General features: G+C 61.2%; 19 protein-coding genes and 3 pseudogenes. 11 read left to right on the forward strand and 11 right to left on the reverse strand.

Annotated features, from left to right (window positions below; genetic code table 11):
* Positions 1–10: 10 nt before the first annotated feature.
* The 4 genes from glcE to AC07PA_RS24395 all read right to left on the reverse strand — a co-directional run bounded on the left by glcE (position 11) and on the right by AC07PA_RS24395 (position 3958).
* Positions 11–1123 carry a glycolate oxidase subunit GlcE gene (gene glcE, locus AC07PA_RS24380; protein ID WP_494608946.1) on the reverse strand — a complete coding sequence of 371 codons (1113 nt, stop codon included), beginning with the start codon at positions 1121–1123 and terminating at the stop codon, positions 11–13.
* 274 nt (positions 1124–1397) lie between these two features.
* Positions 1398–2828 (reverse strand): ammonium transporter, encoded by a 1431-nt coding sequence (locus AC07PA_RS24385; protein WP_494608945.1) that lies wholly within the window; start codon positions 2826–2828, stop codon positions 1398–1400.
* Positions 2829–2863: 35 nt separating this feature from the next.
* On the reverse strand, positions 2864–3202 hold the full coding sequence (gene glnK / locus AC07PA_RS24390) for a P-II family nitrogen regulator (protein ID WP_007851823.1): 339 nt from the start codon (positions 3200–3202) through the stop codon (positions 2864–2866).
* Positions 3203–3247: 45 nt separating this feature from the next.
* Positions 3248–3958: a TorF family putative porin gene (locus tag AC07PA_RS24395; protein ID WP_494608944.1), complete on the reverse strand. Its 711-nt coding sequence runs from the start codon at positions 3956–3958 to the stop codon at positions 3248–3250.
* A 214-nt stretch (positions 3959–4172) separates the two neighbouring features.
* On the opposite strand from AC07PA_RS24395, the pseudogene AC07PA_RS24400 reads away from it, so the two are divergent.
* Both AC07PA_RS24400 and AC07PA_RS24405 read left to right on the forward strand, forming a co-directional pair.
* Positions 4173–4537 (forward strand): annotated as a pseudogene (locus tag AC07PA_RS24400) (magnesium chelatase domain-containing protein); the annotation flags it as partial.
* 81 nt (positions 4538–4618) lie between these two features.
* On the forward strand, positions 4619–5503 hold the full coding sequence (locus tag AC07PA_RS24405) for a hypothetical protein (protein ID WP_494608943.1): 885 nt from the start codon (positions 4619–4621) through the stop codon (positions 5501–5503).
* A gap of 372 nt (positions 5504–5875) precedes the next feature.
* On the opposite strand, the gene AC07PA_RS24410 is transcribed toward AC07PA_RS24405, so the two are convergent.
* The 4 genes from AC07PA_RS24410 to AC07PA_RS24425 all read right to left on the reverse strand — a co-directional run bounded on the left by AC07PA_RS24410 (position 5876) and on the right by AC07PA_RS24425 (position 9109).
* Positions 5876–6550, reverse strand: a complete 675-nt coding sequence (locus AC07PA_RS24410) for a hypothetical protein (protein ID WP_494608942.1) — start codon at positions 6548–6550, stop codon at positions 5876–5878.
* A complete protein-coding gene (locus AC07PA_RS24415; protein WP_494608941.1) occupies positions 6547–7491 on the reverse strand; it encodes a DNA-processing protein DprA in 945 nt (314 codons plus the stop codon). The genes AC07PA_RS24410 and AC07PA_RS24415 overlap by 4 nt, the downstream gene beginning before the upstream one ends.
* A gap of 495 nt (positions 7492–7986) precedes the next feature.
* On the reverse strand, positions 7987–8559 hold the full coding sequence (locus AC07PA_RS24420) for a hypothetical protein (protein WP_494608940.1): 573 nt from the start codon (positions 8557–8559) through the stop codon (positions 7987–7989).
* Positions 8552–9109 carry an N-acetylmuramoyl-L-alanine amidase family protein gene (locus AC07PA_RS24425; RefSeq protein WP_494608939.1) on the reverse strand — a complete coding sequence of 186 codons (558 nt, stop codon included), beginning with the start codon at positions 9107–9109 and terminating at the stop codon, positions 8552–8554. Before AC07PA_RS24425 ends, AC07PA_RS24420 begins: the two co-directional genes overlap by 8 nt.
* Positions 9110–9291: 182 nt before the next feature.
* On the opposite strand from AC07PA_RS24425, the pseudogene AC07PA_RS24430 reads away from it, so the two are divergent.
* Positions 9292–9692: pseudogene (locus AC07PA_RS24430) on the forward strand (ATP-binding protein); the annotation flags it as partial.
* A gap of 438 nt (positions 9693–10130) precedes the next feature.
* Here AC07PA_RS24430 and AC07PA_RS24435 read toward each other — a convergent pair.
* Entirely contained in the window at positions 10131–11876 is a 1746-nt protein-coding gene (locus tag AC07PA_RS24435) for an ATP-dependent nuclease (RefSeq protein WP_494608937.1), read from the reverse strand.
* Positions 11877–12425, reverse strand: coding sequence for an SHOCT domain-containing protein (locus tag AC07PA_RS24440; RefSeq protein ID WP_494608936.1), 549 nt, complete (start codon positions 12423–12425; stop codon positions 11877–11879).
* 433 nt (positions 12426–12858) lie between these two features.
* Between AC07PA_RS24440 and AC07PA_RS24445 the strand changes: the two are divergent.
* Positions 12859–13266 (forward strand): annotated as a pseudogene (locus AC07PA_RS24445) (magnesium chelatase subunit ChlI family protein); the annotation flags it as partial.
* Between the two features lie 36 nt (positions 13267–13302).
* Positions 13303–13770 carry a MarR family winged helix-turn-helix transcriptional regulator gene (locus AC07PA_RS24450; RefSeq protein ID WP_007849356.1) on the forward strand — a complete coding sequence of 156 codons (468 nt, stop codon included), beginning with the start codon at positions 13303–13305 and terminating at the stop codon, positions 13768–13770.
* Positions 13771–13779: 9 nt separating this feature from the next.
* Here the strand turns inward: AC07PA_RS24450 and AC07PA_RS24455 are convergent, their stop codons facing one another.
* Positions 13780–14670 carry a 4-hydroxyphenyl-beta-ketoacyl-CoA hydrolase gene (locus AC07PA_RS24455; RefSeq protein ID WP_007849358.1) on the reverse strand — a complete coding sequence of 297 codons (891 nt, stop codon included), beginning with the start codon at positions 14668–14670 and terminating at the stop codon, positions 13780–13782.
* Positions 14671–14828: 158 nt separating this feature from the next.
* Between AC07PA_RS24455 and AC07PA_RS24460 the strand changes: the two genes are divergently transcribed.
* The 6 genes from AC07PA_RS24460 (at position 14829) to AC07PA_RS24485 (ending at position 23078) form a co-directional block, all read left to right on the forward strand.
* Positions 14829–15611: a crotonase/enoyl-CoA hydratase family protein gene (locus AC07PA_RS24460; RefSeq protein WP_007849359.1), complete on the forward strand. Its 783-nt coding sequence runs from the start codon at positions 14829–14831 to the stop codon at positions 15609–15611.
* Between the two features lie 34 nt (positions 15612–15645).
* Complete coding sequence (locus tag AC07PA_RS24465; protein WP_494608935.1) at positions 15646–17523, forward strand: feruloyl-CoA synthase; 1878 nt, start codon at positions 15646–15648, stop codon at positions 17521–17523.
* A gap of 24 nt (positions 17524–17547) precedes the next feature.
* On the forward strand, positions 17548–18333 hold the full coding sequence (locus AC07PA_RS24470) for an SDR family NAD(P)-dependent oxidoreductase (protein ID WP_494608934.1): 786 nt from the start codon (positions 17548–17550) through the stop codon (positions 18331–18333).
* Positions 18334–18382: 49 nt separating this feature from the next.
* The gene (locus tag AC07PA_RS24475; protein WP_145694337.1) at positions 18383–19375 is read left to right on the forward strand and encodes a Bug family tripartite tricarboxylate transporter substrate binding protein; all 993 of its coding nucleotides are present in this window, start codon (positions 18383–18385) and stop codon (positions 19373–19375) included.
* A gap of 104 nt (positions 19376–19479) precedes the next feature.
* Complete coding sequence (locus AC07PA_RS24480; protein ID WP_494608933.1) at positions 19480–21219, forward strand: acyl-CoA dehydrogenase family protein; 1740 nt, start codon at positions 19480–19482, stop codon at positions 21217–21219.
* 107 nt (positions 21220–21326) lie between these two features.
* Positions 21327–23078: a tannase/feruloyl esterase family alpha/beta hydrolase gene (locus tag AC07PA_RS24485; RefSeq protein ID WP_494608932.1), complete on the forward strand. Its 1752-nt coding sequence runs from the start codon at positions 21327–21329 to the stop codon at positions 23076–23078.
* The last annotated feature ends 76 nt before the right edge of the window (positions 23079–23154 follow it).

A 23154-nucleotide genomic window follows, 5' to 3' on the forward strand; every position in this document is an offset into this window, starting at 1 on the left:
CGGCTCGGCCCTACCAGCCCGCCGCCATGCGCCCGGGATTGAAGATGCCGGCCGGATCGAAGCTGTGCTTGAGGCGCCCATGGATCTGCTCCAGGGCCCGCGATGGCAGGGGTGCATGCCCCGCGCCGCCGGGCTCGCGCGCCGCGGGCGCGCGGAACATCGCCGCGCTGCCACCCACGGACCGCGCCGCTTCGCGCAGCGCATCGCCTGCGGATTCGGGCGCCTGCACCCAGCGCAGCGCCCCATGCCATTCGACCAGGGGTTGCCCACCACCGGGCAGGGCCATCGCGGGCGCGGTGGCCGGCAGCGACAGGCGCCACAGCGCCTGCCCGGGCGCACGCGCGGCAAACCAGGGCAGGGACTGGTCGCGGCAGGCGCTCCAGTCGGCGGCCACGGCGGCACCCTCCAGGCGCTCGCCGCCCATGCTGCGGCAGGCGGCCTCCACGGCGGCCACGGCGCCGCGCAGGCGCAGGTGCAGCGCATCATCCTGCCAGCGACTGGCATTGAGGGGCAGGGGCTGACCGCCCCAGGCATGCAGGCGGCGCAGCGCCTCGTCCTGCCCGCATGCGAAGCGCAGCGTGGCCTCGGCAGGCGCCACCGGCAGCACCTTGAGGCTGACCTCGGTCAGCAGGCCCAGCGTGCCCCAGGAGCCGGCCACGAGGCGCGGTACGTCGTAGCCTGCCACGTTCTTCATGACCTGGCCGCCAAAGGTCAGCAACTCGGCCCGGCCGTTGAGCAGCACCACGCCCAGCAGGTAGTCGCGCACGGCGCCCACGCTGGCCCGCGCCGGACCCGAGAGGCCGGCCGCCACCATGCCGCCGACCGTGGCGGCCTGCGGCTGCGCACCGAAATGCGGGGGCTCGAACGGCAGGCATTGGCCCTGGGCGGCCAGGGCCGCTTCCAGCTCGGCCAGCGGCGTGCCGCTGCGCACGGTGACCACCAGTTCGCTCGGCTCGTAGTCGACGATGCCCCTGAGCACCCGGGTGTCCAGCACCTCGCCATGCAGCGCCAGGCCGTGGAAGTCCTTGCTGCCGCCGCCGCGGATGCGCAAAGGGGTCTGGTCGGCAGCAGCGGCGCGCACGCGTTCGGTGATCTGGGAAAGGGCGAAATCCATGCCGTGCATCGTAGCGGCTGCACCCTGCCAGGGCACCTGGCGTGGCCGTGAATTTTTTGAACGGCCAGCGTGAGGCCCGCGATGGGCGCTGGGCCCCGCGCAACCCGCCAATGAAAAACCCGCCGAAAGGCGGGTTGCTCAAAAAGAAGCCCGCCGGGTGGCGGGCCAAGGGATCCCAGGAGGATTCCGAGGAGACTCTCGCAGAAAAACCAGACTCAAAATTCGGGAGAGACCCGGCTGCGGCGCCACCAGACACCGCAGCCCTGGGCCTATCCCATCACCATCAACGGTTGTAGGCCGTTTCGCCGTGGGACGTGATGTCCAGACCTTCGCGCTCGGATTCTTCCGAGACACGCAGGCCCACCAGCAGGTCAGCGATCTTGTAGGAGATGAAGGCCACGACGCCGGACCACACGATGGTGAACAGCACGCTCTTGACCTGGATCCACACTTGGGCGCCCATGGCGAAGGTGTCAGGCGTCAGGCCGCCCGTGCCACCCAGGCTCTGCGAAGCGAACACACCGGTCAGGATGGCACCCAGGATGCCGCCCACGCCGTGCACGCCGAACACGTCGAATGCGTCGTCCACGTTGAGCAGGCGCTTCAGGCCACCCACACCCCACAGGCAGACGATACCGGCGATCAGGCCCAGCACGATGGAACCCATGGGGCCCACGAAACCGGCAGCAGGCGTCACCGCCACCAGACCGGCCACGGCACCCGAGGCAGCACCCAGCGACGAGGCCTTGCCCTTGTGCAGCGCTTCGCCGGCGATCCAGCTCAGCGTGGCAGCGGCAGTGGCCAGCACGGTGTTCACGAAGGCCAGGCCGGCACCGGCGTTGGCGGCACCGGCGGAACCGGCGTTGAAGCCGAACCAGCCCACCCACAGCAGCGAGGCACCCACCATGGTCAGCGTCAGGCTGTGGGGCGTCAGGGCTTCCTTGCCGAAGCCGATGCGCTTGCCCACCATGTAGGCACCCACCAGGCCAGCGATACCGGCGTTGATGTGCACCACCGTACCACCGGCGAAGTCCAGCGCGCCGTCGGCACCCAGCAGGCCGCCGCCCCACACGATGTGGGCCATGGGCACGTAGCTGAAGGTGAACCACAGCACCGAGAAGATCAGCACGGCGGAGAACTTGATGCGCTCGGCGAAGGACCCGACGATCAGGGCCACGGTGATGGCCGCGAACGTGCCCTGGAAGGCGATGAACACGTACTCGGGGATGGTGATCAGGGCACCGAAGGTTTCCTGGGTCACGCCCTTGAGGAAGATCTTGTCCAGGCCGCCGAAGAACTTGCCTTCACCCGAGAACGCCAGGCTGTAGCCATAGATGGCCCACAGCAGCGAAATCAGCGAGAAGACCACGAAGACCTGCATCAACACGGACAGCATGTTCTTGGAACGGCCCAGGCCGCCGTAGAACAGGGCCAGGCCGGGGATGGTCATCAGGATGACCAGCAGCGTGGAGGTCAGCATCCAGGCGGTATCGCCGGAGTCGACCTTGGGTACGGGGGCTGCAGCGGCAGCGGGAGCAGCCTCGGAGGCGGCGGCTGCAGGAGCAGGTGCCGCCGCAGCGGGGGCGGCAGCAACGGGCGCGGCGGCAGCCGGCGCGGACGCCGCAGCGTCGGCGGCAGGCGCCTGGGCCAGCGACAGTCCACCGATGGACAGCAGGCTCAGCCCCAGAATGCAGGAAGCAAGCAGTTTTTTCATGGCTCTTTTCTCTTGTGTGTGATGCGGCGTACCCTTTAGAGGGCTTCCTTGCCGGTTTCGCCGGTGCGGATGCGCACCACCTGCTCGAGGTGCGTCACGAAAATCTTGCCGTCGCCGATCTTGCCGGTGCGGGCAGCGGCCTCGATGGCCTCGATCACGCGATCCACCAGCTCGTCCGCCACGGCGGCTTCGATCTTGACCTTGGGCAGGAAGTCGACCACGTACTCTGCGCCGCGGTACAACTCCGTGTGGCCCTTCTGGCGTCCGAAACCCTTGACTTCGGTCACCGTAATCCCCTGGACCCCGATGTCCGACAGGGCTTCACGCACCTCGTCGAGCTTGAAGGGTTTGATGATGGCTGTCACCATTTTCATTTTTGGTTCCTCCGGGAAGGGGCGCACCATGCGCCCCTCAAAGATTTACAGGGTTTTGGTCAGCGTGACGATCACGCGCGACTTGTTGACGGGACCGAAGTAGTCCTTCTTGTTGGCACCGACCACGGCAGCACCCAGCGACAGGCCCGAACCGAAGTCGTAGGCACCGCCGACGCTGTAGTCCAGGTAGTTGGGGGCAGCGATGTCGCCACCGAAGCGCGTGTAGCCCACCGAGGCCTTGGCAGTGATCTTGGGCGCCACTTCCTGGGAGAACGCCAGGTTCAGGTAGCCGGTGTTGCGGCCCTTGAAGCCGGGACCGGCGTAGGCGAAGTAATCCTTGGACAGGGTGTGCGAGTACTTGGCCGTCACGGGGCCGAAGGTGGCCGCGCCATAGACTTCGGTGGTGTTGCCGTTGCTGTTGCCGGGGTAGATGTAGGTCAGGAGGCCCACGTCCAGGTCGACGGAGCCGGCCTTGAACTTGTAGCCGCCGTAGATGTCGGACTCGATGGAGTTGCCCGAGAGCCAGTCGACGCTGGAGTTCCAGTTGCCGACATAGAAACCGGATTCGCCGAAGGCGTAGTCGAAGCCGCCCTGGATGGCGGGCTTGACCGCCTTGACCTTGGAGGCATCCTGGTCCTGGCCACGGAACTTGTAGTTGGTGGTCAGGCTGACGTTGCCCGTCAGCTGGGCGCTGGCCAGCAGAGGCAGGGTTGCGACAAGGGCAGCGCCCAGGAACTTGATGGATGCGCGGGTCATGTTTCCTCCGGTTGGACAAAGTAGGGACAAGCGCTTTAAGCATGGACCGTGCCATGCGCCATCGCCACGCAATTCGCCCGGGGCCGGGACAGATGGGGATTCCCTATTAAAGTGAGGGTTGAGGGGATTGCAGGCGCGCACCACCATGGTGCGATCGTGAAACATTTCACGCCAGTGCACCATAAAACGCACCCATCTGGGGAGAAAGTCGTCCATGAGTCTTGCTTTGGTGCAAAGCCGCGCCCTTCTGGGGCTGCAGGCGCCCGCCGTCACCGTTGAAGTGCACCTGGCCAACGGCCTGCCCAGCTTCACCCTGGTGGGACTGGCCGAGGTGGAGGTCAAGGAGGCCCGCGAGCGCGTGCGCTCGGCGCTGCAGAACGCCGGCTGGAGTTTCCCCACAACAAGCGCATCACGGTGAACCTGGCGCCGGCCGACCTTCCCAAGGATTCGGGCCGCTTCGACTTGCCCATCGCCCTGGGCATCCTCGCCGCCAGCGGGCAGATCGACGGCAGCCGCCTAGCGGACCATGAATTCGCGGGCGAACTCTCGCTGTCGGGCGAGCTGCGCCCTGGACGTGGTGAGTGCAGTTAGATCATGCAGGAATTGTCTTGGATGCCACCAGCGCCCATCCCGCAAGTGGGGAGGTGTACTGACCTACATATGCGTCACCCCACAATTTTGCTGTCATGGTCTGCGATTGCCAAAAAAAACTTGCAGGTCCATGCATTTTCAAATACCTTCAAAGTTACACCAAATTACAAATGGAGGCTGGTAGTGCAACGATTTCTTCTTTTGCTCATGATTTTTGCCCTCGGTGGCTGTGCTACCCAATTCACTGTGCCAGACACGCTCGGGGAACCTAAAAAGGCTAGCAGCTACGGGTATCACCCGCTCGATCCTCTACCCGTAGTGGTTGGTGTAGATAGGGCAAAAGCATTTGAATTGATGTCAGATGAGACAATCCGAATAGCGGTGGGATCTGTGTCTGGAGACGGAGGAATAAATTTTGGTCCTGCGAAAATTGGTGTAGAAGGGAACAACTATGTTGTGGTTCTCGACTATATCAAGTTTGGAACTGAATCATTTTCCGTTGCACTCTCTGAAAAGGATACTAAAGGCAATCGAATTGCCACTCTTGTAGATAAAGGCAAAGGTAACGCAATTGTCCCCGTGTACATTGGTGTAGGCTTGCGCCTTACCGCTAGCATCTATGTTAAGAAGGGGACAGTGGATTTAGGTAACTTGTTTGCAATAGGCGCTGCCGCAAAAGCCCAACAGGTTTCTGGAACGCTAGTTGTTCAAACATTAGGGGTAAGTGGCTCGGAGATTTCAGGTTTGATTCCAATGCCTGGCGAAGTCAGTGAATCCACAATTCAAAATTCAATACTCGCCCTGGCTTCAATTAAAGCGAAAATTTACGATGCCAAGACATCTATAGCCCCTCGAGTTGTTGGCGTTTATAATAATTTGGGCGGCGGAGAGACAACGATTAACGGTTTCATTTCATCCCTACTGGAAAAACCGATCGATTTTCCACGCAAGTGAGCAATGACATCGGACTTAGTCTCAGCCATAAGATGCATGCGTCAAAGGCGCGCAAATTCGTCATTTTGTAGCGCTACGGCGCCCGGTACGATTGGCTGAGCATCACGAGGCTAACTCGGTTCAAACGACGAGTCCCTGCCCGCTCGCACTAGTCTTCGGACTTTCCGCCTGCTGCAGACGATTTGCTCAGCTTGGCAAGCTACAGGCGTCTGCACTCGACGTCTGAATTGCAGCAAGAGGCGCCGGTCAAAAGAGGAATATTTAGAGCTCTGATTGCGGACAGGCTGAAGGATCTGCTCCTAAGCTGGGAGGACTGGAAGGATTGGAAGCTGATTTTCTATGAGCAAATTATCGCTAGTCACTCAATGGAAGTCACTCGACAAAATCGAAAGACACGCTTGGTCGCACCGTACGAGCAAAGAAGAATCCATATATCGGAACGCCGGGGAACCTAGCGCCAACGAGATTTGATGCTGCGATAAAATGCGCACCCGTTGTTAGCACATCGTCAAAAATATAAAATGCGCTTGGCATAGGGGGATGTCCAGCCACGGCATTATCTATCGAAAGGGACCGCTGAATTGTAATAGGGGATGGCCTATCAATATTTTCATGACTCGCGCGCAAGCTGCCGTCAGAAATAAGTAGCTCCCTTACATCAAGACCAAATGTAAGCCTATTGCTCAATTTTCTCAGTATTTGAAGCATTCGATCATCATGAAGGGGGTCTCCTTTCACTTTTGAAGGCGGCATAGGAACAAATGTTGCTGTTTGCATTCCTGGCGCATCCCATTTAAAGGCTCTATATAGCCTCAGCGAAGCTGTATCAATGGCAGCAAGCTTATATCTCCAGTCGGGAAAATCTTTTCGCGCCACGGACTTCTTCAAATTCCCAATAAACTGATTTGTTTCAGAAAATCTAGCTCGCTCACCATTTGTATATTCATGCGGCGTATAGTCGCCAAAGAAATAGCAAGTATTCCCTTGATTCAAATGAAAATGCTGCTGACGCTCGATGGGCCCAACAAGCTTAAATCGATCATTCATTGCAAGTTTATCAAAATATCATCAAACTCACGAACGCGGATTGCCCCTTGGCGCTCAAATTTGGCAGGCCACGTTATGCTTTCATTGTGAAAATTGCTCTCAAGAATGAACAATTTTCTATTTTGATTCAACGCAGCTGTAGCTTGAATCAATGTACCGGAAGTCTCACTCGCTTCTACAATGATAGTTGCATTTGTAAGTGCCGACATTGTCTTATTTCTTTCCGGAAAGAAGAATCTATTCATTCTATAATCTTGCTTCCTATATCGGAGAAGCGGCACCTGACTGATCAGAAGATAATCCGAAGCAATTCGCCTCTGCAAACTTTCATTTTCTTTCGGATAAAATTCCCCAATGGGCGTTCCAATAACCGCGATAGTTCGTCCACCTGCCTCTATCGCGGTAGTATGCGCAATAGTATCAACACCTTTGGCCAGACCAGAAACGACGGTGAAGTCATGCTCAACCAAAGCTCGTACTAACCTCCGAGTACGTGCAGCACCCTCTTTTGAAACGCTCCTTGTTCCCACAACGGCGACACGTTTTGGAGATTCCACTAAATCCCAATCACCCTGGAAGTAGAGAACCTCAATGGGTTCCAACGCATCACGCAGACTATCTGGGTATTCGTCGGCCCCATGTACCCTGACACCAAAATCTGAGATTCCTTTGGTAGCGAGGTAGCTCATCACCTCTTGGGCAGTGTCGAGCGCGGTGCTGAAATCAACGAGATCTGAGGGAAGCGCTTGAGGATTGGCACTGAACAATTCTGCCATCCTCTTCACAGTGCTCTTGTCCTGCAACCACAAGTGCTCGTATGCACCTAGTTCTGCGTGCACGTCAACGGGTTTGAGGTTGAACATCAAACGCCAGTCATGGTGTCCATCATCGGGGACGTCCGATGACGGCCTATCATGAGGATGGGAGTCAAGCATGGGCATGGCCTCACTGTATAAAACAACAGTATTTTACACCAGTCCATATCATGCCAGACCTTCGACAGAAAAGCGCATTGACCTGTGAAGACGGTGGCACGCGGAGGGATGTCGCACGCGAGCGCCGCGATGTTGTGGCCCCTCACCGAAGCTCCCGTACGTTCCAAGCCTCATTGGGGGCCCAATAAATCTCATATCTCTTTCGAGGGGTCAAATTGGCCAAGACTGGAATAGGCCCCTTGCCATTTTCGGTAACTATTTTCAGGTAGAACGTCGTTGCTCTTTCGCAAGTATAAGATCCCGAGTGTCCTGGCTTCAATGTTTCATCGCTGGGACGCCGGCATGTATTTGCCCACAGCAGAAAACTAAGAGTATTTCCGGTGCTAGAGTTCAATATGTAGACTTCTTCCGGCGCAAGCACAGGAAAGTCAGCCGAGCCTGCTTGGCAATAGGCTGAAGATGAAGACGCCAGGAGAATTAACAACGCAATATTTTTCCGCCTCATACTTCAGCACCTTTTTCACCACGAGCTACGATATTCTTCGCATTCTTCTCCTTAGGAGCTTTCTGAGCGGTCGTAGCTTTACCCAACAAATATCCGGCCAGCGTACCAAATAAACCCATCGCCGGCGCAATTTGCTGGTCGCTACGCCCAGTTGAGATCAAAAACAAAGTTCCGACAACAATAAGAGTAATGCCAAAAACTTTTAGTAGATCATTAGCATCAAAATCTTTCTTTTTGAGCAAAAAAAACTGCGCCGCTATGACTACCGCTCCAAACAGAAACACCATCAGGCAGGTCCAAAATTCAAAACGTGTCAATATCCGCTTTATCGCAAACGGATCCTCTCCCGAGTCTCCGCCAGTAGGTGTGAGCCTTTGTATTGAATTAGTCTGTGCCGTTGGAGCTTCATTCACCCGTGCAGTCGCAGGCTCCCCAACGGCCTGAGCAGTAGCAGTTCCGCATATGGCAAAAAAACACAAGCATGCCATTGCCCTAGCAAAAAAATGCCGCGAATAACAAAACAAATTTGTATTAAAACGCGACGTGATAATAATTTTGAGGCTAAGCATTCAAGAACCCAACTATTACAGCAGCAATTACTCGATTTATCTCATCTCTCTTCTGAGTATTCAGCAGCACGTCACGATCAATGTCGTTCGCAATGAAGCCTAGTTCTATAAGAACGGCAGGGCCATTGAACTTCAAAACGGCTAGATCCTCTCGCAAAACTATTCCACGTGGACGCAATTGGGTCACCTTAACAAGTGCGTCGTGGACCTCCTTTGCGAGAGTCCCATTCTCACCTTTATAAAGAACCTCTAGGCCATTCGCCTTATCATCGTCATAGTCGTTGAGATGGATAGAAATCAACGCATCACAGCCAGCGTCCATCGCCATTTGTGCTCGTCTACCAACAGGAGCATGATCACCATCATCATCACGAGTCATGAACACCGACACGCCCATCTCCCTAAAGACGTCCTTTAAGGAAAGCCCATATCGGAGCGCAATGTCCGCCTCCCTAAACAAGAAGCCATCCTCCAAGTGCGTGGCTCCAGGGTCGAAGACACCCTTTTGGCGGTTGCTCATCCCATGACCCGGATCGACACAAACTTTCATGCGCTCACCTCAAGTAGTACCTTTGAAAGTAACTTATATGAAGAAATGTAAGGAGGCAAGAAATTTAAGACACGCGCAGAAGCCATGTAGGCGGCCCTCACCCCCATGCTGCTCCAGGGAGCAGATGTAGCGCCGCGATCAAAGCAACCTCTAAAAAAATCCGCAAACGCACGGGAATAAAAGGCCATGACTTGTTGATAGCCGGCCCCCCGGCTCGGGCAAGTCCATGCTCGCACAGCGCTGTGCCGGCCTGCGGCCACCCATGACTGTGCAGGAGGCACTGGAGAGCGCTGCCATCTCCAGCCTGGCCGGCCGCTTCAGCCCCGAACGCTGGGGCCTGCGACCCACGGGGCAACCCCATCACACGGCCAGTGCCGTGGCGCTGGTGGGGGGAGGTTCGCCGCCACGGCCTGGCGAGATCTCGCTGGCGCACCATGGCGTGCTTTTTCTCGACGAATTTCCCGAGTTCACCAGGGCTGCGTTCGAGGCGCTGCGCGAACCCCTGGAAACCGGCCACATCACCATTTCGCGCGCGGCGCAGCGCGCCGATTTTCTGGCTCGCTTCCAGAAGTCCGCGCGCTTAGTATGAACCACTATTTGTTGTGTGGATTCATGTCTAGGCGAACTTTCCCGAGGGGAATACGAAAAGCATCCGTTGTTTTATCTTGCAGAGACCTTGTCAGAGACTACCAATAGGCGGTCCAGCACAAAGGCTGTAATTTTTAGTTTAAGCGAAATCCAGAGGAATTTTTTCTGATTGAAATTCTAGACCTTTTACATCCAGCGTGAAATGCCGAAGGCTTTAATTCCGCAGCAATTTATAGGCTCTTTGAGATTCCCACCCGATATAAGATTCGTGCTAATCAAAATGATCTGACGTCGCCGGTCAATTTATTTTGCTTGCAGAATCGACTATTTGCAGCCCCCCCGATGCAAGGCTCTCAGACATCCACACCCTGCCCGAGGGTTCGAAACTCGCAGAAGGAATAGGGTCAAATATCGAGCCATCCCATCCCGAAGCTTACAGCAGTGAGCCCGCATTAGATTTCTCTATGAACGCCACTAGCTCGGTCATTCTTTTCTGCAGATCGTAAATGTTCAGGTTTGCAGGGTACTTTTCTACAATATACCGTGCGACCTCCACTTTGTCGGCTTGGGAAATGTTAGTACGGCCCTTTATTGTCATTGTGTTTGAGTACCTATCATACCCTCCCACCTGTACTGACTTTGGATGAATTTTGCCAATTGCTTTTTCTAGATGTGCTGGTTCAATGTAGTTCTCGACCTCACGACCAGCCGTCAGCCAAGCATATCCGGAAACATTTGAAAACTCTTCAATCAGCCGTTTCTTAGTGGCACCTATATCTGCGCCCGCCCTTGGCCTATCGCTATCCATTACGATAACACCACGTTGATTTAAGTACTGTAGCTCCACAAACTCTTTCAGTGGATCACCATAACTCTTATTGGATAGGTGTGCGGATAATGCACCACCATAAAACATCACACTGTAATGTATTCCCTCGATGAGCCCAGGCCTGACGGATTCCATCCAGTGATTTATATATATTCTGTCTGAAGGGCCTTCAACCCATATTATGGAATTGCATTGAAGCAAGTCTGAAGGATGGTACCCCAGGTCATCACATATCGCACGCCTATCATGATTTGAAGTCACGCGATGCACTTTGGACGCTCCGTCCTTCAGAGTAACATGATATATTTCAGTGTCTTCCACATCCATTAATGCCGCAGAGTGGGTCGTAATGAAATATTGGTTGTTAGTTTCCTTCTTCAGATAACGAATGAGTTTTTTCTGAAGAATGGGATTTAGATGCAGCTCGGGCTCTTCGACACAGACGATTTTCTTATCTAGAACTGTCGCGGCTGCAGCCAATATTACCACCTCATGAATTCCTGATCCTAGAGATTCTATGGGCAGCACCTTGCCGCCCATATGTATCATGATTGTGTCTCGCTTATACGGTATCTCTATGGTCGCGCTAGGACTCTCAAGAACTGACCTCACGAATTCGGTTATTTTTTTGAATAAAACTCTGCTTTGCTGGTTAATTCCATCCGGATTTTGCAGCTTTGCGAGACGTTCAATTATACCATCCCCATTAAATTCCTCGGAGACACTCCCACCCTTTCCAATTTGACGAATAGCTGGAATTAGGACTACTTCCTTTTTAGGGATGGGGTTTATGAGATGCTTGGTTAGCAGTTGATCAACCAAACTCAAGTTTTGACTAGTATGACCCACTATGCGCGCATAGAAATCTTGTTTTAGATTGGCATTCAACTTCGTCATTGCCAACGCCCAAGATTCCGGGTACGAATCCGGCGCTAACACATTGATGGTGTTATATGGGGCAGAGGTTTCGTCAATCTCGGCTTTATTCTCAAACATTCGCCCCATCGTTGTTCGATAATTCGTTGACGGACCATACCCCCAAGACCTAGTTTGAAGCCTGTGTTCCTCCGGCAAGAGTGCATGACCATCATCGCCCTTGATCAGCTTTTCGATTGCCCCGTATAGCATTGCAGGGCTATTTGGCAGATGTCGCGCATAGCCATCCAATTTCAGATTATTAAATCCCGTTCTATCCCCTACAACCTCATAGATGAACCTGAGAATATTTGATTTACCGGAGTTGTTCTGCCCTATAAATAGATTAATCTTTGAGAAGCTATCAAAAGATTGAAGCTTTTCACCAAAGCTCCTGTATCCAGCGATTGCCAAGTTTTCGAGTAGCTGATTCATTTAGTCGCTCAATAATCTCTTTTTTGCTGCCGCGAATTCTTCCTGACTTATTACCCCATCCAATTTTAATTGATTGAGTTTTCCTATTTCGTCCCCAATCGAACCACTGCGAGCACTGTCAAGCAAGGCTTGTCTTCTATGGTTTTCTATAGCAACTACTGCTGGGGACAGTATCATTTTTAGTTCAGATGGCTCAATGGCGGCGCTATGAAAATATGCCTCAGCATCAGAAGACAATACTCTCAGGAAGGTGTTAGTTGTACTTCTCTTTGTAAGGGCATTTATTGTCGCTGCTACTACCGCTCCTTTTACCAAACCTTCCAAACCGAAGCCCCCGCCTGATACCCCCGCGTCCGTCGTTTCTGTACCGGGACCAGTGATTTCCACAGCGGAAAGCCTGTTGTAAGGCAGAGAATGCTTCTCCGCTTTACCGCTAACCGTAAAAACAAGACTATCTGACAGCCGTACTAACAGAACTTCAGTGTTTTTGCTGATACTTAGCCCACTTCCGCCGAGGTATGTGCAAGTTATCGGCTTGTGTCCACTCATTGTCTGCAACTCACTAAGAAGCTCGCTTTCTTCACTTGCAAGGAACAATGGTTGTGTGCCGACTGTTGGCAATCGTCCTTCGACCGTATGTATCCTACGGGCTCGTGGCTTACTCAGTAGAAGAGTAATAAAGCACGCAATGCACGTCACCGCTAGAGCTGCGACCAACACCCCAGTCAAGATGCTTTCTTGCCCATTGCTAATAGCATTTAGCAGATCGGGAATTGAAAAAGCTATCAGTATTGGCCCCATACCAAAGGCAATAAGTCCAAGGGCTCTCAAGTTTCGGGGTACCAACAAGCTTCACCTCCGGATGAAACGAACAATTCGTTGCATGCTAAGGCTTGATGAGCTACTGCGCTAGTTAGCCCAAAAGTTGTAGGTTTAGAGCTATGCCCGTTCTACCCATTCGAATTGGCTCAAAACATACTTGCTTGCGCGCTACCAGGGCAAGCTCAGCGGGCCGCTGCTGGACCGCATCGACCTGCATGTGGAGGTGCCAGCCGTGCCCTCGGACCAGTTGCTCAAGGCGCCGCCGGGCGAATCCAGTGCCGCCATCCGCGAGCGCGTGGTGCAGGCACGGGCCCGGGCCCTGGCGCGCCAGGGCCGGACCAACCAGGCGCAGCAGGGCCAGGAGATCGACGAACACCTGCACCTGGACGATGCCGCCGCCAAGTTCCTCAACACGGCGGCCGCGCGCCTGGGCTGGTCGGCGCGCAGCACGCACCGCGCGCTCAAGGTGGCGCGCACCATTGCCGACCTGGCGGGTGCCGAGGCCACCGCCGTCGGCCATGTCGCCGAAGCAGTTCAATACCGCCGCGTGCTGCGCAACCCGGCTTGAACGCTATAGTCTCCCCACATCCTGCAGCATCACCCCATGGCCAGCGCTTCCTCCCCCACCCTCGCACCCACCGCCACCGACGTGGTCGACAACAGCTACCTGCGCACCCTGGTGGGCTACAACGCGCGCCGGGCGTCGCTGTCCATCATCGAGGTGTTCATGGAGCGCATGGCGGTCTATGGGCTCAAGGTGGTGGATTTCTCGGTGCTCTCGCTGGTGGCGCACAACCCTGGCATCACCTCGCGCCAGCTGTGCTCCACGCTGGGCGTGCTGCCACCCAACCTGGTGGGCCTGATCGCCGCGCTGGACCGGCGCGGCCTGATCGAGCGCCGCCCGCACCCGAGCGACGGGCGCGCGATGGGCCTGCACCTGACGCCTGCGGGCGAGGACCTGTGCGATCAGGCCGAGCAGACCGCGGCCCAGCTGGAAATCGACGCCACGGCGCGCCTCACGGCCACCGAGCGCAAGACGCTGATCCGCCTGCTGCAGAAAGTCTACGACTGAGGCACCGGGTCAGGCCGCAGCGGGCTTCTCGGCGGCCTTGTCCAGCCCCAGCAGACGCACCGCATTGCCCTTGAGGATGCCGGGCATCACCTCGGGCTTGAAGCCGGCTTCCTGGAAGTCCTTCATCCAGCGCTCGGGCGTGATCAGCGGGTAGTCGCTGCCGAACAGGATGCGGTCCTTGAGCAGGGTGTTGGCGTACTGCACCAGCTGCTTGGGAAAGTACTTGGGGCTCCAGCCCGACAGATCGATCCAGACGTTGGGCTTGTGCGTGGCGACCGAGAGCGCCTCGTCCTGCCACGGAAAGCTCGGGTGGGCCATGACGATCTGCATGTCGGGGAAGTCGATGGCCACGTCATCCAGGTGCATGGGGTTGCTGTATTCCAGGCGCAGGCCGCCGCCGCAGCGCATGCCGCTGCCGATGCCGCTGTGGCCGGTGTGGAAGATGGCGGGCATGCCGTACTCGGCGATCACCTCGTAGATCGGCCAGGCCATCTGGTCGTAGGGGTGGTAGCCCTGCACCGTGGGGTGGAACTTGAAGCCCTTGACGCCGTGCTCCTCGATCAGGCGGCGCGCCTCGCGCGCCCCCATCTTGCCCTTGTGCGGGTCGATGCTGGCGAAGGCCATCATCATGTCGCTGTTGGCCTTGGCGGCCTCGGCGATCTCCTCGTTGGGGATGCGCCGGCGGCCCATCTTGGACTCGGCATCCACGGTGAACATCACCAGGCCGATCTTCTGCTCGCGGTAGTAGGCCACCGTCTCGGCGATGGTCGGGCGCCGGCCGTTCTTGAAGTACTTGTCGGCGGCGCGGTCGTACTCCTCGCCATAGTTGTCGAAGGGGTTCCAGCAGCTCACCTCGGCGTGGGTGTGGATGTCGATGGCGATCAGGTTCTCGTGGTCCATATGTGTCTCCTATGGGAGCCGGGCTTGCATGGCGCCGCCCTTCAGCATGCACCACCGCAGGGGGCGCAGATCAAGGGTAACTACCAATAAAAAACCGGGCTGGCTTGCTTGAATTGGTTATTAACTATAACCACAATCCATCCATTACGAAAGCCACCATGACCCATCCAGACATCCATTTCGAGCTCTCCGGCGATGAGCAGGAAGTTGCCGTCATCCGCCTGACCCGCAGCGCCAAGCGCAACGCCTTGAACGACGGCCTGATCCTGGCCCTGCGCGACCTGTTCGAGACCATGCCCGCTGGCGTGCGTGCCGCGGTGATCGACGGCGAAGGACCGCATTTCTGCGCCGGGCTCGACCTGTCCGAGCTCAAGGAGCGCGACGCGGGCCAGGGCCTGTACCACTCGCGCATGTGGCATGCCGCGCTCGAGCGCGTGCAGTACGGCCCCGTGCCCGTGATCGCGGCACTGCATGGCGCGGTGGTGGGCGGCGGTCTGGAGCTGGCCAGCGCCTGCCACATCCGCGTGGCCGACGAGTCCACCTTCTATGCGCTGCCCGAGGGCTCGCGCGGCATCTTCGTGGGCGGTGGCGGCGCGGTGCGCATCCCCAAGCTGATCGGTGCGGCGCGCATGACGGACATGATGCTCACCGGCCGCGTCTACAACGCGCAGGACGGCGAGAAGGTCGGCTTCGCCCAGTACCTGGTGCCCGAGGGCCAGGCCTTCGCCAAGGCGCTGGAGCTGGCCAGGCGCGTGGCGCAGAACGCGCCGCTGACCAACTACGCGCTGATGCATGCGCTGCCGCGCATCGCCGAGCAGCCGGCCGACCAGGGTTTCTTCACCGAAGCCATGATGGCCGCGATCGCCCAGAGCGCGCCCGAGGCCAAGTCACGCCTGGCGGACTTCCTGGAAGGCCGGGCCGCCAAGGTGCGCAAAGACTGAGCCCCCCATCCCCCTACCGCCGGACCTCCATCCCATGAGCGATCTCTCCACTCCCCTCGCGCCGCCGCGCTACCGCCCGGTCCCGTTCGGCGTCACCCGCGTCAATCTGCGCGAAGGCGCACCCGGCGTGCGCTACCTGCAGGCCGACCTGCCCCTGGGCGCCCATGCGCGCCGGGTCACGGACTACCTGGTGCACTGGGCCGAGGCGGAGCCCGAGCGCAGCTTCCTGGCACGCCGCACGCAGCAGGCCGACGGCACCACCGGCGATTGGCAACACATCAGCTACGCCCAGGCGCTGGACGCCGCGCGCAGCATCGGCCAGGCGCTGCTGGACCGGGGGCTCTCCGCCGAGCGCCCGGTGGTGGTGCTCAGCGAGAACAGCCTGGAGCATGCGCTGATGGCGCTGGGCTGCATCTATGCCGGCGTGCCCTACTGCCCCGTGTCGCCGGCCTACGCCACGGTGAGCCAGGACTACGACAAGCTGCGCCACGTGCTGGACACGCTGACGCCCGGCCTGGTGTTCGCAGCCGATGGTGCGCGCTTTGGCCGCGCCATCGAGGCCACCGTGGCGGCGGACGTGGAGATCGTGCTCGCCCAGGGCGCCATCGACGGCCGCAAGGCCACCACCTTCCAGAGCCTGCGCAACACCCTGGCCACGCCGGCCGTGGATGCGGCCATGCACGCCACGGGCCCGGGCACCATCGTGAAGTTTCTGTTCACCAGCGGCTCCACCAAGATGCCCAAGCCGGTGATCAACACCCAGCGCATGTGGTGCGCCAACCTGCAGCAGATCACCCTGTCCCTGCCCGTGCTGGCCGAAGCCCCGCCGGTGCTGGTGGACTGGCTGCCCTGGAACCACACCTTCGGCAGCAACCACAACTTCGGCCTCACGCTGCAGCACGGCGGCACGCTCTACATCGACGACGGCAAGCCCACGGCGGCGCTGATCGGAGAAACGCTGCGCAACCTGCGCGAGATCGCCCCCACCGTGTACTTCAACGTGCCCACCGGCTTCGAGATGATCGCCGAGGCGATGAAGACCGACGCCGTGCTGCGCCGCACGCTGCTGTCGCGGGTGCGCATGTTCTTCTACTCGGGCGCCGGCCTGGCCCAGCCCATCTGGGACAGCCTGCATGCCACGCAGGAGGCCGAACTCGGCGAGCGCATCGTCATGTCCACAGGCCTGGGGATGACCGAGTCGGCTCCGTCGGCGATGTTCTGCAACAGCCCCGACGTGCGCTCGGGCCACATCGGTGCGCCCGTGCCGGGCATGACGCTCAAGCTGGTGGACGTGGACGGCAAGACCGAGGTGCGCTACCGCGGCCCCAACGTGACGCCGGGCTACTGGCGCTCGGACGCCGCCACGCGCGAGGCCTTCGACGACGAGGGCTACCTGTGCACCGGCGACGCGGTGCTGTGGATCGACGACAACGACATCCACCGCGGCCTGCGCTTCGATGGCCGCATCGCCGAGGATTTCAAGCTCTCCACCGGCACCTTCGTGAGCGTGGGCCCGATGCGCGCGAAGATCGTCGTGGCCGGCGCCCCGTACATCCAGGACGCGGTGCTCACCGGCCTGAACAGGAAGGAAGTGGGCGCGCTGCTGTTCCTCTCGCCCGCCTGCCGCGAGGTGAGCGGCCTGGCTGCCGACGCCCCCTGGGCCGAGGTGATCGCCAGCACCGGCGTGCGCCAGCGCATCCAGGCCGTCATCGACCACCTGGCACGCGAATCCACAGGCAGCGCCAGCCGCGTGGCGCGCGCACTGCTGATGGCCGAGCCGCCCTCGCTCGACAAGGGCGAGATCACCGACAAGGGCTCCATCAACCAGCGTGCCGTGCTCAAACACCGCGACGCCCTGGTGCAGGCCCTGCACGACGGCGCCGCCCCCGGCACCATCGTGCCCAACGCCTGACGCCCAACCCCCAAGGAACCATCCATGCAGATCCAAGGACAGACCGCCCTCGTCACCGGCGCCGCATCGGGCCTGGGCGAGGCCACCGCCCGCGAGCTGGCCCGCCTGGGCGCCAAGGTCGCGGTGCTCGACGTGAACACCGCCCTCGCCACCCAGGTGGCCGAGAGCATCAACCGCCAGCATGGCGCCGGCACGGCCGTGGCCTGCACCTGCGACATCACCCAGACCGAGAGCGTGGCCGCCGCCCTGGCCCAGGCCGAAGCGGCCCTGGGCCCGGCGCGCATCCTCATGAACGTGGCCGGCATTGGCAGCGCCAAGCGTGTGGTGCAGCGCGACGGCAGCGCTGCGCCGCTCGAGGACTTCGCCCGCGTGGTGGGCATCAACCTGATCGGCAGCTACAACATCAGCCGGCTGTTCGCAGCGGCGTGCGCCAGGCTGGCCCCCCTTTCCAACGGCGAGCGCGGCGTGATGATGTTCACGGCCTCGGTGGCGGCCTTCGACGGCCAGGTGGGCCAGCAGGCCTACAGCGCCTCCAAGGGCGGGCTGGTGGGCATGACCCTGCCCATGGCGCGCGACCTGGCGCAGCACGGCATCCGCGTGTGCACCGTGGCCCCGGGCCTGTTCGCCACGCCGCTCATGAAGGAGCTGCCCGAGGCCGTGCAGCAGTCGCTGGCCGCGAGCATCCCCTTCCCGCCACGCCTGGGCAAGCCCGAGGAGTTTGCCGAGCTGGCGGCCCACATCGTGACCAACGGACACCTCAACGGGGAGGTGATCCGGCTCGATGGCGCCCTGCGCATGGCGCCCCGTTAGCCCCCGTTCCCCGCCCCGTCAACACACCATACCTATACCGGAGACAACCATGACGACGACACGACGCCACTTTGTTCACACCCTGGGCAGCGCCGCCGCCCTCGCGGCGCTTTATCCCCTGTCCTCCTTCGCGCAGGCGCTGGACCAGGTCAAGATCATGTACGGTTTTCCGGCCGGCAGCGCGGGCGACAGCGTGGCCCGCCGCGTGGCCGAGAAGCTGGGCGGCACGGCCTACAGCAAGAACCCGGGCTTCGTCGAGAACAAGCCGGGCGCCGGTGGCCGCATTGCGGTGGAAACGCTGAAGAACTCCCCCGCCGATGGTTCGGTGCTCACCCTGGCACCGGTGTCGGCCCTGTCGGTGTACCCGCACATCTACCCCAAGCTCAGCTACAAGCCCGAGGACGTGGTGCCCGTCTCCATCGGCGCGATCATGCACCACGGCCTGGCCGTGGGCCCGGCCGTGCCGGCCGAGGTGAAGACGCTCAAGGACTTCCTGGCCTGGGCCAAGGCGAATCCGGACAAGGCCAGCTACGGCTCGCCCGGCGCGGGCTCCATGCCCCACCTGCTGGGCGCGCTGCTGGGCATCCGTGCGGCAGTGGATCTCAAGCACGTGCCCTACCGTGGCACCGTGCCCAGCATCACCGACCTGGTGGGCGGCCAGATCGCTGCAGCCATGAACCCCAGCGGCGACTACCTGCAGTACATGAAGACCGGCCGCGTGCGCGTGCTGGCCACCTCGGGCAAGAAGCGCTCGCCCTACCTGCCCGATGTGCCCACCTTCATCGAGCTGGGCTACCCCGACGTGACCTCCGAGGAATGGTTCGGCTTCTACGCCCCGGCCAAGACGCCCGCCGCCACGCTGGCCAGTGCCAATGCCGCCATCACCGGCGCGCTCAAGGACAAGACCGTGATCGACGCGCTGGGCATCGTTGGCCTGGTGGCCCACGGCAGCACGCAGCAGGAGATGCTGGCCGACCAGAAGGCCGAGTTCGAGCGCTGGGGCCCGCTGGTCAAGCAGATCGGGTTCACTTCGGAATCCTGAGTCTGGATTGGCGTCCCCTGGAGGGACGCCCCGGTGGCGCTGGTCTTTGGCCGCGCCAGTTGCCAAGCCGCAGGTACACGACGGATATTGGAAGCACGACCCGCATGCAAGCACACCAGACCCTGGCCGATATCCAGCACCTGCTGTCCGAGGTGCTCCAGGCCCCTGCGCAGTGGCAGGCGCTGGCACCGTTTGCCGACACCGATGGCGACCTCGCGGCGCAGGTGCTGGACGAGGCCGCGAAGTTCGTCGACAGCGCCATCGCTCCGCTGCAGCGCATCGGCGATGAAGAAGGCTGCCGCTTCGAAGCCGGCACCGTCACCACGCCCGCCGGCTTTCGCGCGGCCTACCAGGCCTTCTGGCAGGCCGGCTGGCCCTCGCTGGCCTGCGCACCCGAGGACGGTGGCCAGGGCCTGCCCGCAGTGCTCGAATGCGTGCTGTTCGAATGGCTGGCCGGTGCCAACCACGGCTGGACCATGGCCCCCGGGCTGTTGCATGGTGCCTACGAATGCCTACGCCACCATGGCAACGACGCCCTGAAGACTGCGTACCTGCCGAAGATCGCCAGCGGCGAGTGGCTGGCCACCATGTGCCTGACCGAGGCCCGTGCGGGCAGCGACCTGGGCCTGGTGCGCACGCGCGGCGTGCCGCAGGCCGACGGCAGCGTGCGCGTGAACGGCAGCAAGATCTTCATCTCCGGCGGCGAGCACGACCTCACCGACAACATCGTGCACCTGGTGCTGGCGCGCCTGCCCGGCGCACCGGCCGGCCCCAAAGGCCTTTCGCTGTTCCTCGTGCCCAAGCGGCTGCCGGGCGGCGAGCGCAATGCCGTGGTGTGCGAACGCATCGAGGAAAAGATGGGCCTGCACGGCAGCCCCACCTGCGTGATGCGCTTCGACGATGCCACGGGCTGGCTGGTGGGCGAGCCGCACAAGGGCCTGGCCGCCATGTTCGTGATGATGAACGCTGCGCGCCTGCATGTGGGCCTGCAGGGCCTGGGCCTGCTCGAGGCGGCCTGGCAGAAAGCCAGCGCCTATGCGCAGGAGCGCCGGCAGATGCGTGCGCCCAGGGCCGCCGGCAGCAACGCCCCCACCGGCCCCGACCCGATTGCCGAGCACCCCGCCATGCGCCGCATCCTGCAGACGCAGCGCGCCTGGATCGACGGCGGGCGCGTGCTGGCCTACCACACCGCCCTGCAGCTCGATGGGGCGCGGCACCACCCCGATGCCACCGAGCGCGCCGTGGCCCAGCGCTGGTGCGCGCTGGTCACGCCCGTGCTCAAGGCCGCGCTGACCGACCAGGCCTTCCACGGCGCAAGCGCCTGCCTGCAGGTCTTTGGCGGCCACGGCTATGTGCGCGAGTGGGGCATCGAGCAGGTCGTGCGCGACGCCCGCGTGGCCATGATCTACGAGGGCACCAACGAGATCCAGGCCCTCGACCTGCTGGTGCGCAAGGTGCTGGCCGATGGCGGCCAGGGCCTGTGCGCCCTGCTCGCATCGCTGCGCCATGGCCTGCCGCAGGATGAAGCGGCCAACACCCGGCGCAATGCGCTGGCCGACACCACGCGCGCCCTGGCGGCCACGGCAGCCACCGATCCGCAGCTCCCGTACTGGGTGGCCGACGACTACCTGCGCGCCGTGGCCCTGGTGCTGCTGGAATGGGCCTGGGCCCGCATTGCGGCCACCCCCGCCAGCCAGGGCCCGCGCTGGGCCGAGCCGGCCCGTGCCTTCGCCACCTGGGTGCTGCCCGAATTCGACATGCGCCTGGCCATCATCCGCCAGCGCCTGTCCACCGCCGCTGCCGACGTCCATCGACGTCAGGCGCCCGCCATGGCTGCCGCCTGACGGTCCACGCCTTTTCTGTCTTCGCTTTCCCCATCCCACAGCGCTTCGAGGCCGCGCTGCGGGTCTGCCTGCCTGCGCCTTGCGACAACACACGAGGAGACAACACCATGAAGAGGAACGAGGGTATCTGGAACCTGCACGGCCTGGGCCGCCCCCTGGCACTGGCGGCATTGCCCGCGGCGGCACTGCTGGTCGCCGGCTGCGGCGGATCGGACGGTGGGCTGCGGCAACTGTCTGCGGCCTCGCCGGGCACGCTGCAGTCCTGCGCCAACCTGGCCACCACGCTGGCGCTGCCCAACACGCGCATCGCCTCCGCCGTGCCCGTGGCCGAGGGCGAGCTCAAGGCGACCGGCGTGAACACCCCCATCCCGGCGCACTGCCTGGTCAAGGGCGCGATGAACCAGCGCACCAGCGCCGTCGATGGCGCGAGCTATGCCATCGGCTTCGAGATGCGCATGCCCGCGGCCTGGAACGGCCGCTTCCTCTACCAGGCCAATGGCGGACTCGATGGCAGCGTGGTCACCGCGCTGGGCGCGACCAGCGGCGCGGCACCCGTCGCGCCGGCGCTGAGCCAGGGCTTCGCGGTGCTCAGCTCCGACGCGGGGCACAGCGCACCCACTCCGTTCTTCGGCGTGGACCCGCAGGCCCGGCTGGACTATGGTTATACAGCCGTGGGCAGCCTCACGCCGATGGCCAAGGACCTGATCAAGAGCGCCTACGGCAAGGCGCCCGACCGCTCCTACTTCGCGGGCTGCTCCAACGGCGGGCGCCATGCCATGGTGGCCGCCTCGCGCTATGCGGACCAGTACGACGGCATCCTCGCCGGCAACCCGGGCTTTCACCTGCCCAAGGCGGCCACAGCCCAACTGTGGAAGGCCCAGCAGTACGCCAAGGTCTCCACTCCCGACGCCAGCGGCCAGCCCGACCTGAACACTTCGGTGACGGCCGCCGAGTACAAATTGCTGGGCAGCCGCATCCTGGCCAAGTGCGACGCGCTGGACGGCGTGACCGACGGCCAGGTCAACGACGTGGCGGCCTGCCAGGGCGCCTTCAACCTGCAGACCGATGTGCCGAGCTGCGCGCCCGGTGCCGCGCGCGATGGCAGCTGCCTGACCCCGGCGCAAAAAACCGTACTGGCCGACATCTTCGCCGGCCCCAAGAACAGCAAGGGCGAAGTGCTGTACACCGGCACCTGGTTCGACCCGGGCGTGGGCGGCGCCAACTTCGCACAATGGCACCTGGGCTCGCCCGCCACGCGCGACGCCGGCGCCGTGGCCTTCATCTTCACCTCGCCGCCGTCCACGGTAGCGGCCTTCAGCGCCACCACGGGCCTGCAGTACGCCCTGGCCTTCAGCATGGAGACCGACTACCCGAAGATGTTCGCCACCAGCGCGCTCTACCCCGAGTCGCCCTGGTCCTTCATGACGCCACCCAACGAAGCCGATCTCGGCACCCTCAAGGAACGCGGTGCCAAGATGATGATCTACCACGGCGTGGCCGATGGCGTGTTCTCCCCCGTGGACACCGCCAACTGGATGGACCGGTTGCAGGCCCACCACAAGGGCGATGCCGCGGGCTTTGCGCGCCTGTACATGGTGCCCGGCATGAACCACTGCTCGGGTGGCCCGGCCACCGACCAGTTCGACATGCTGGCCCCGCTGGTGCAATGGGTGGAACAGGGCAAGGCGCCCGACACCGTGCTGGCCCAGGCACGCGGTGCCGGTGCCAACGTGGTCAACACCGAGCTGCCCGCCAGCTGGTCGGCCAACCGCACGCGCCCGCTGTGCGTCTACCCCAAGGTGGCGCGCTACAACGGCACGGGCGATGTGGAGAACGCCAGCAGCTTCAGCTGCCGGTGAGCGGCTGATTGCGGGGCGACAGGCTCCCGGGAGTAGCCGCCAGGTCACAGCGGTAACAGGGGGTGAGTGCGATGGC

This window comes from Acidovorax sp. GW821-FHT09B03, from assembly GCF_059418305.1.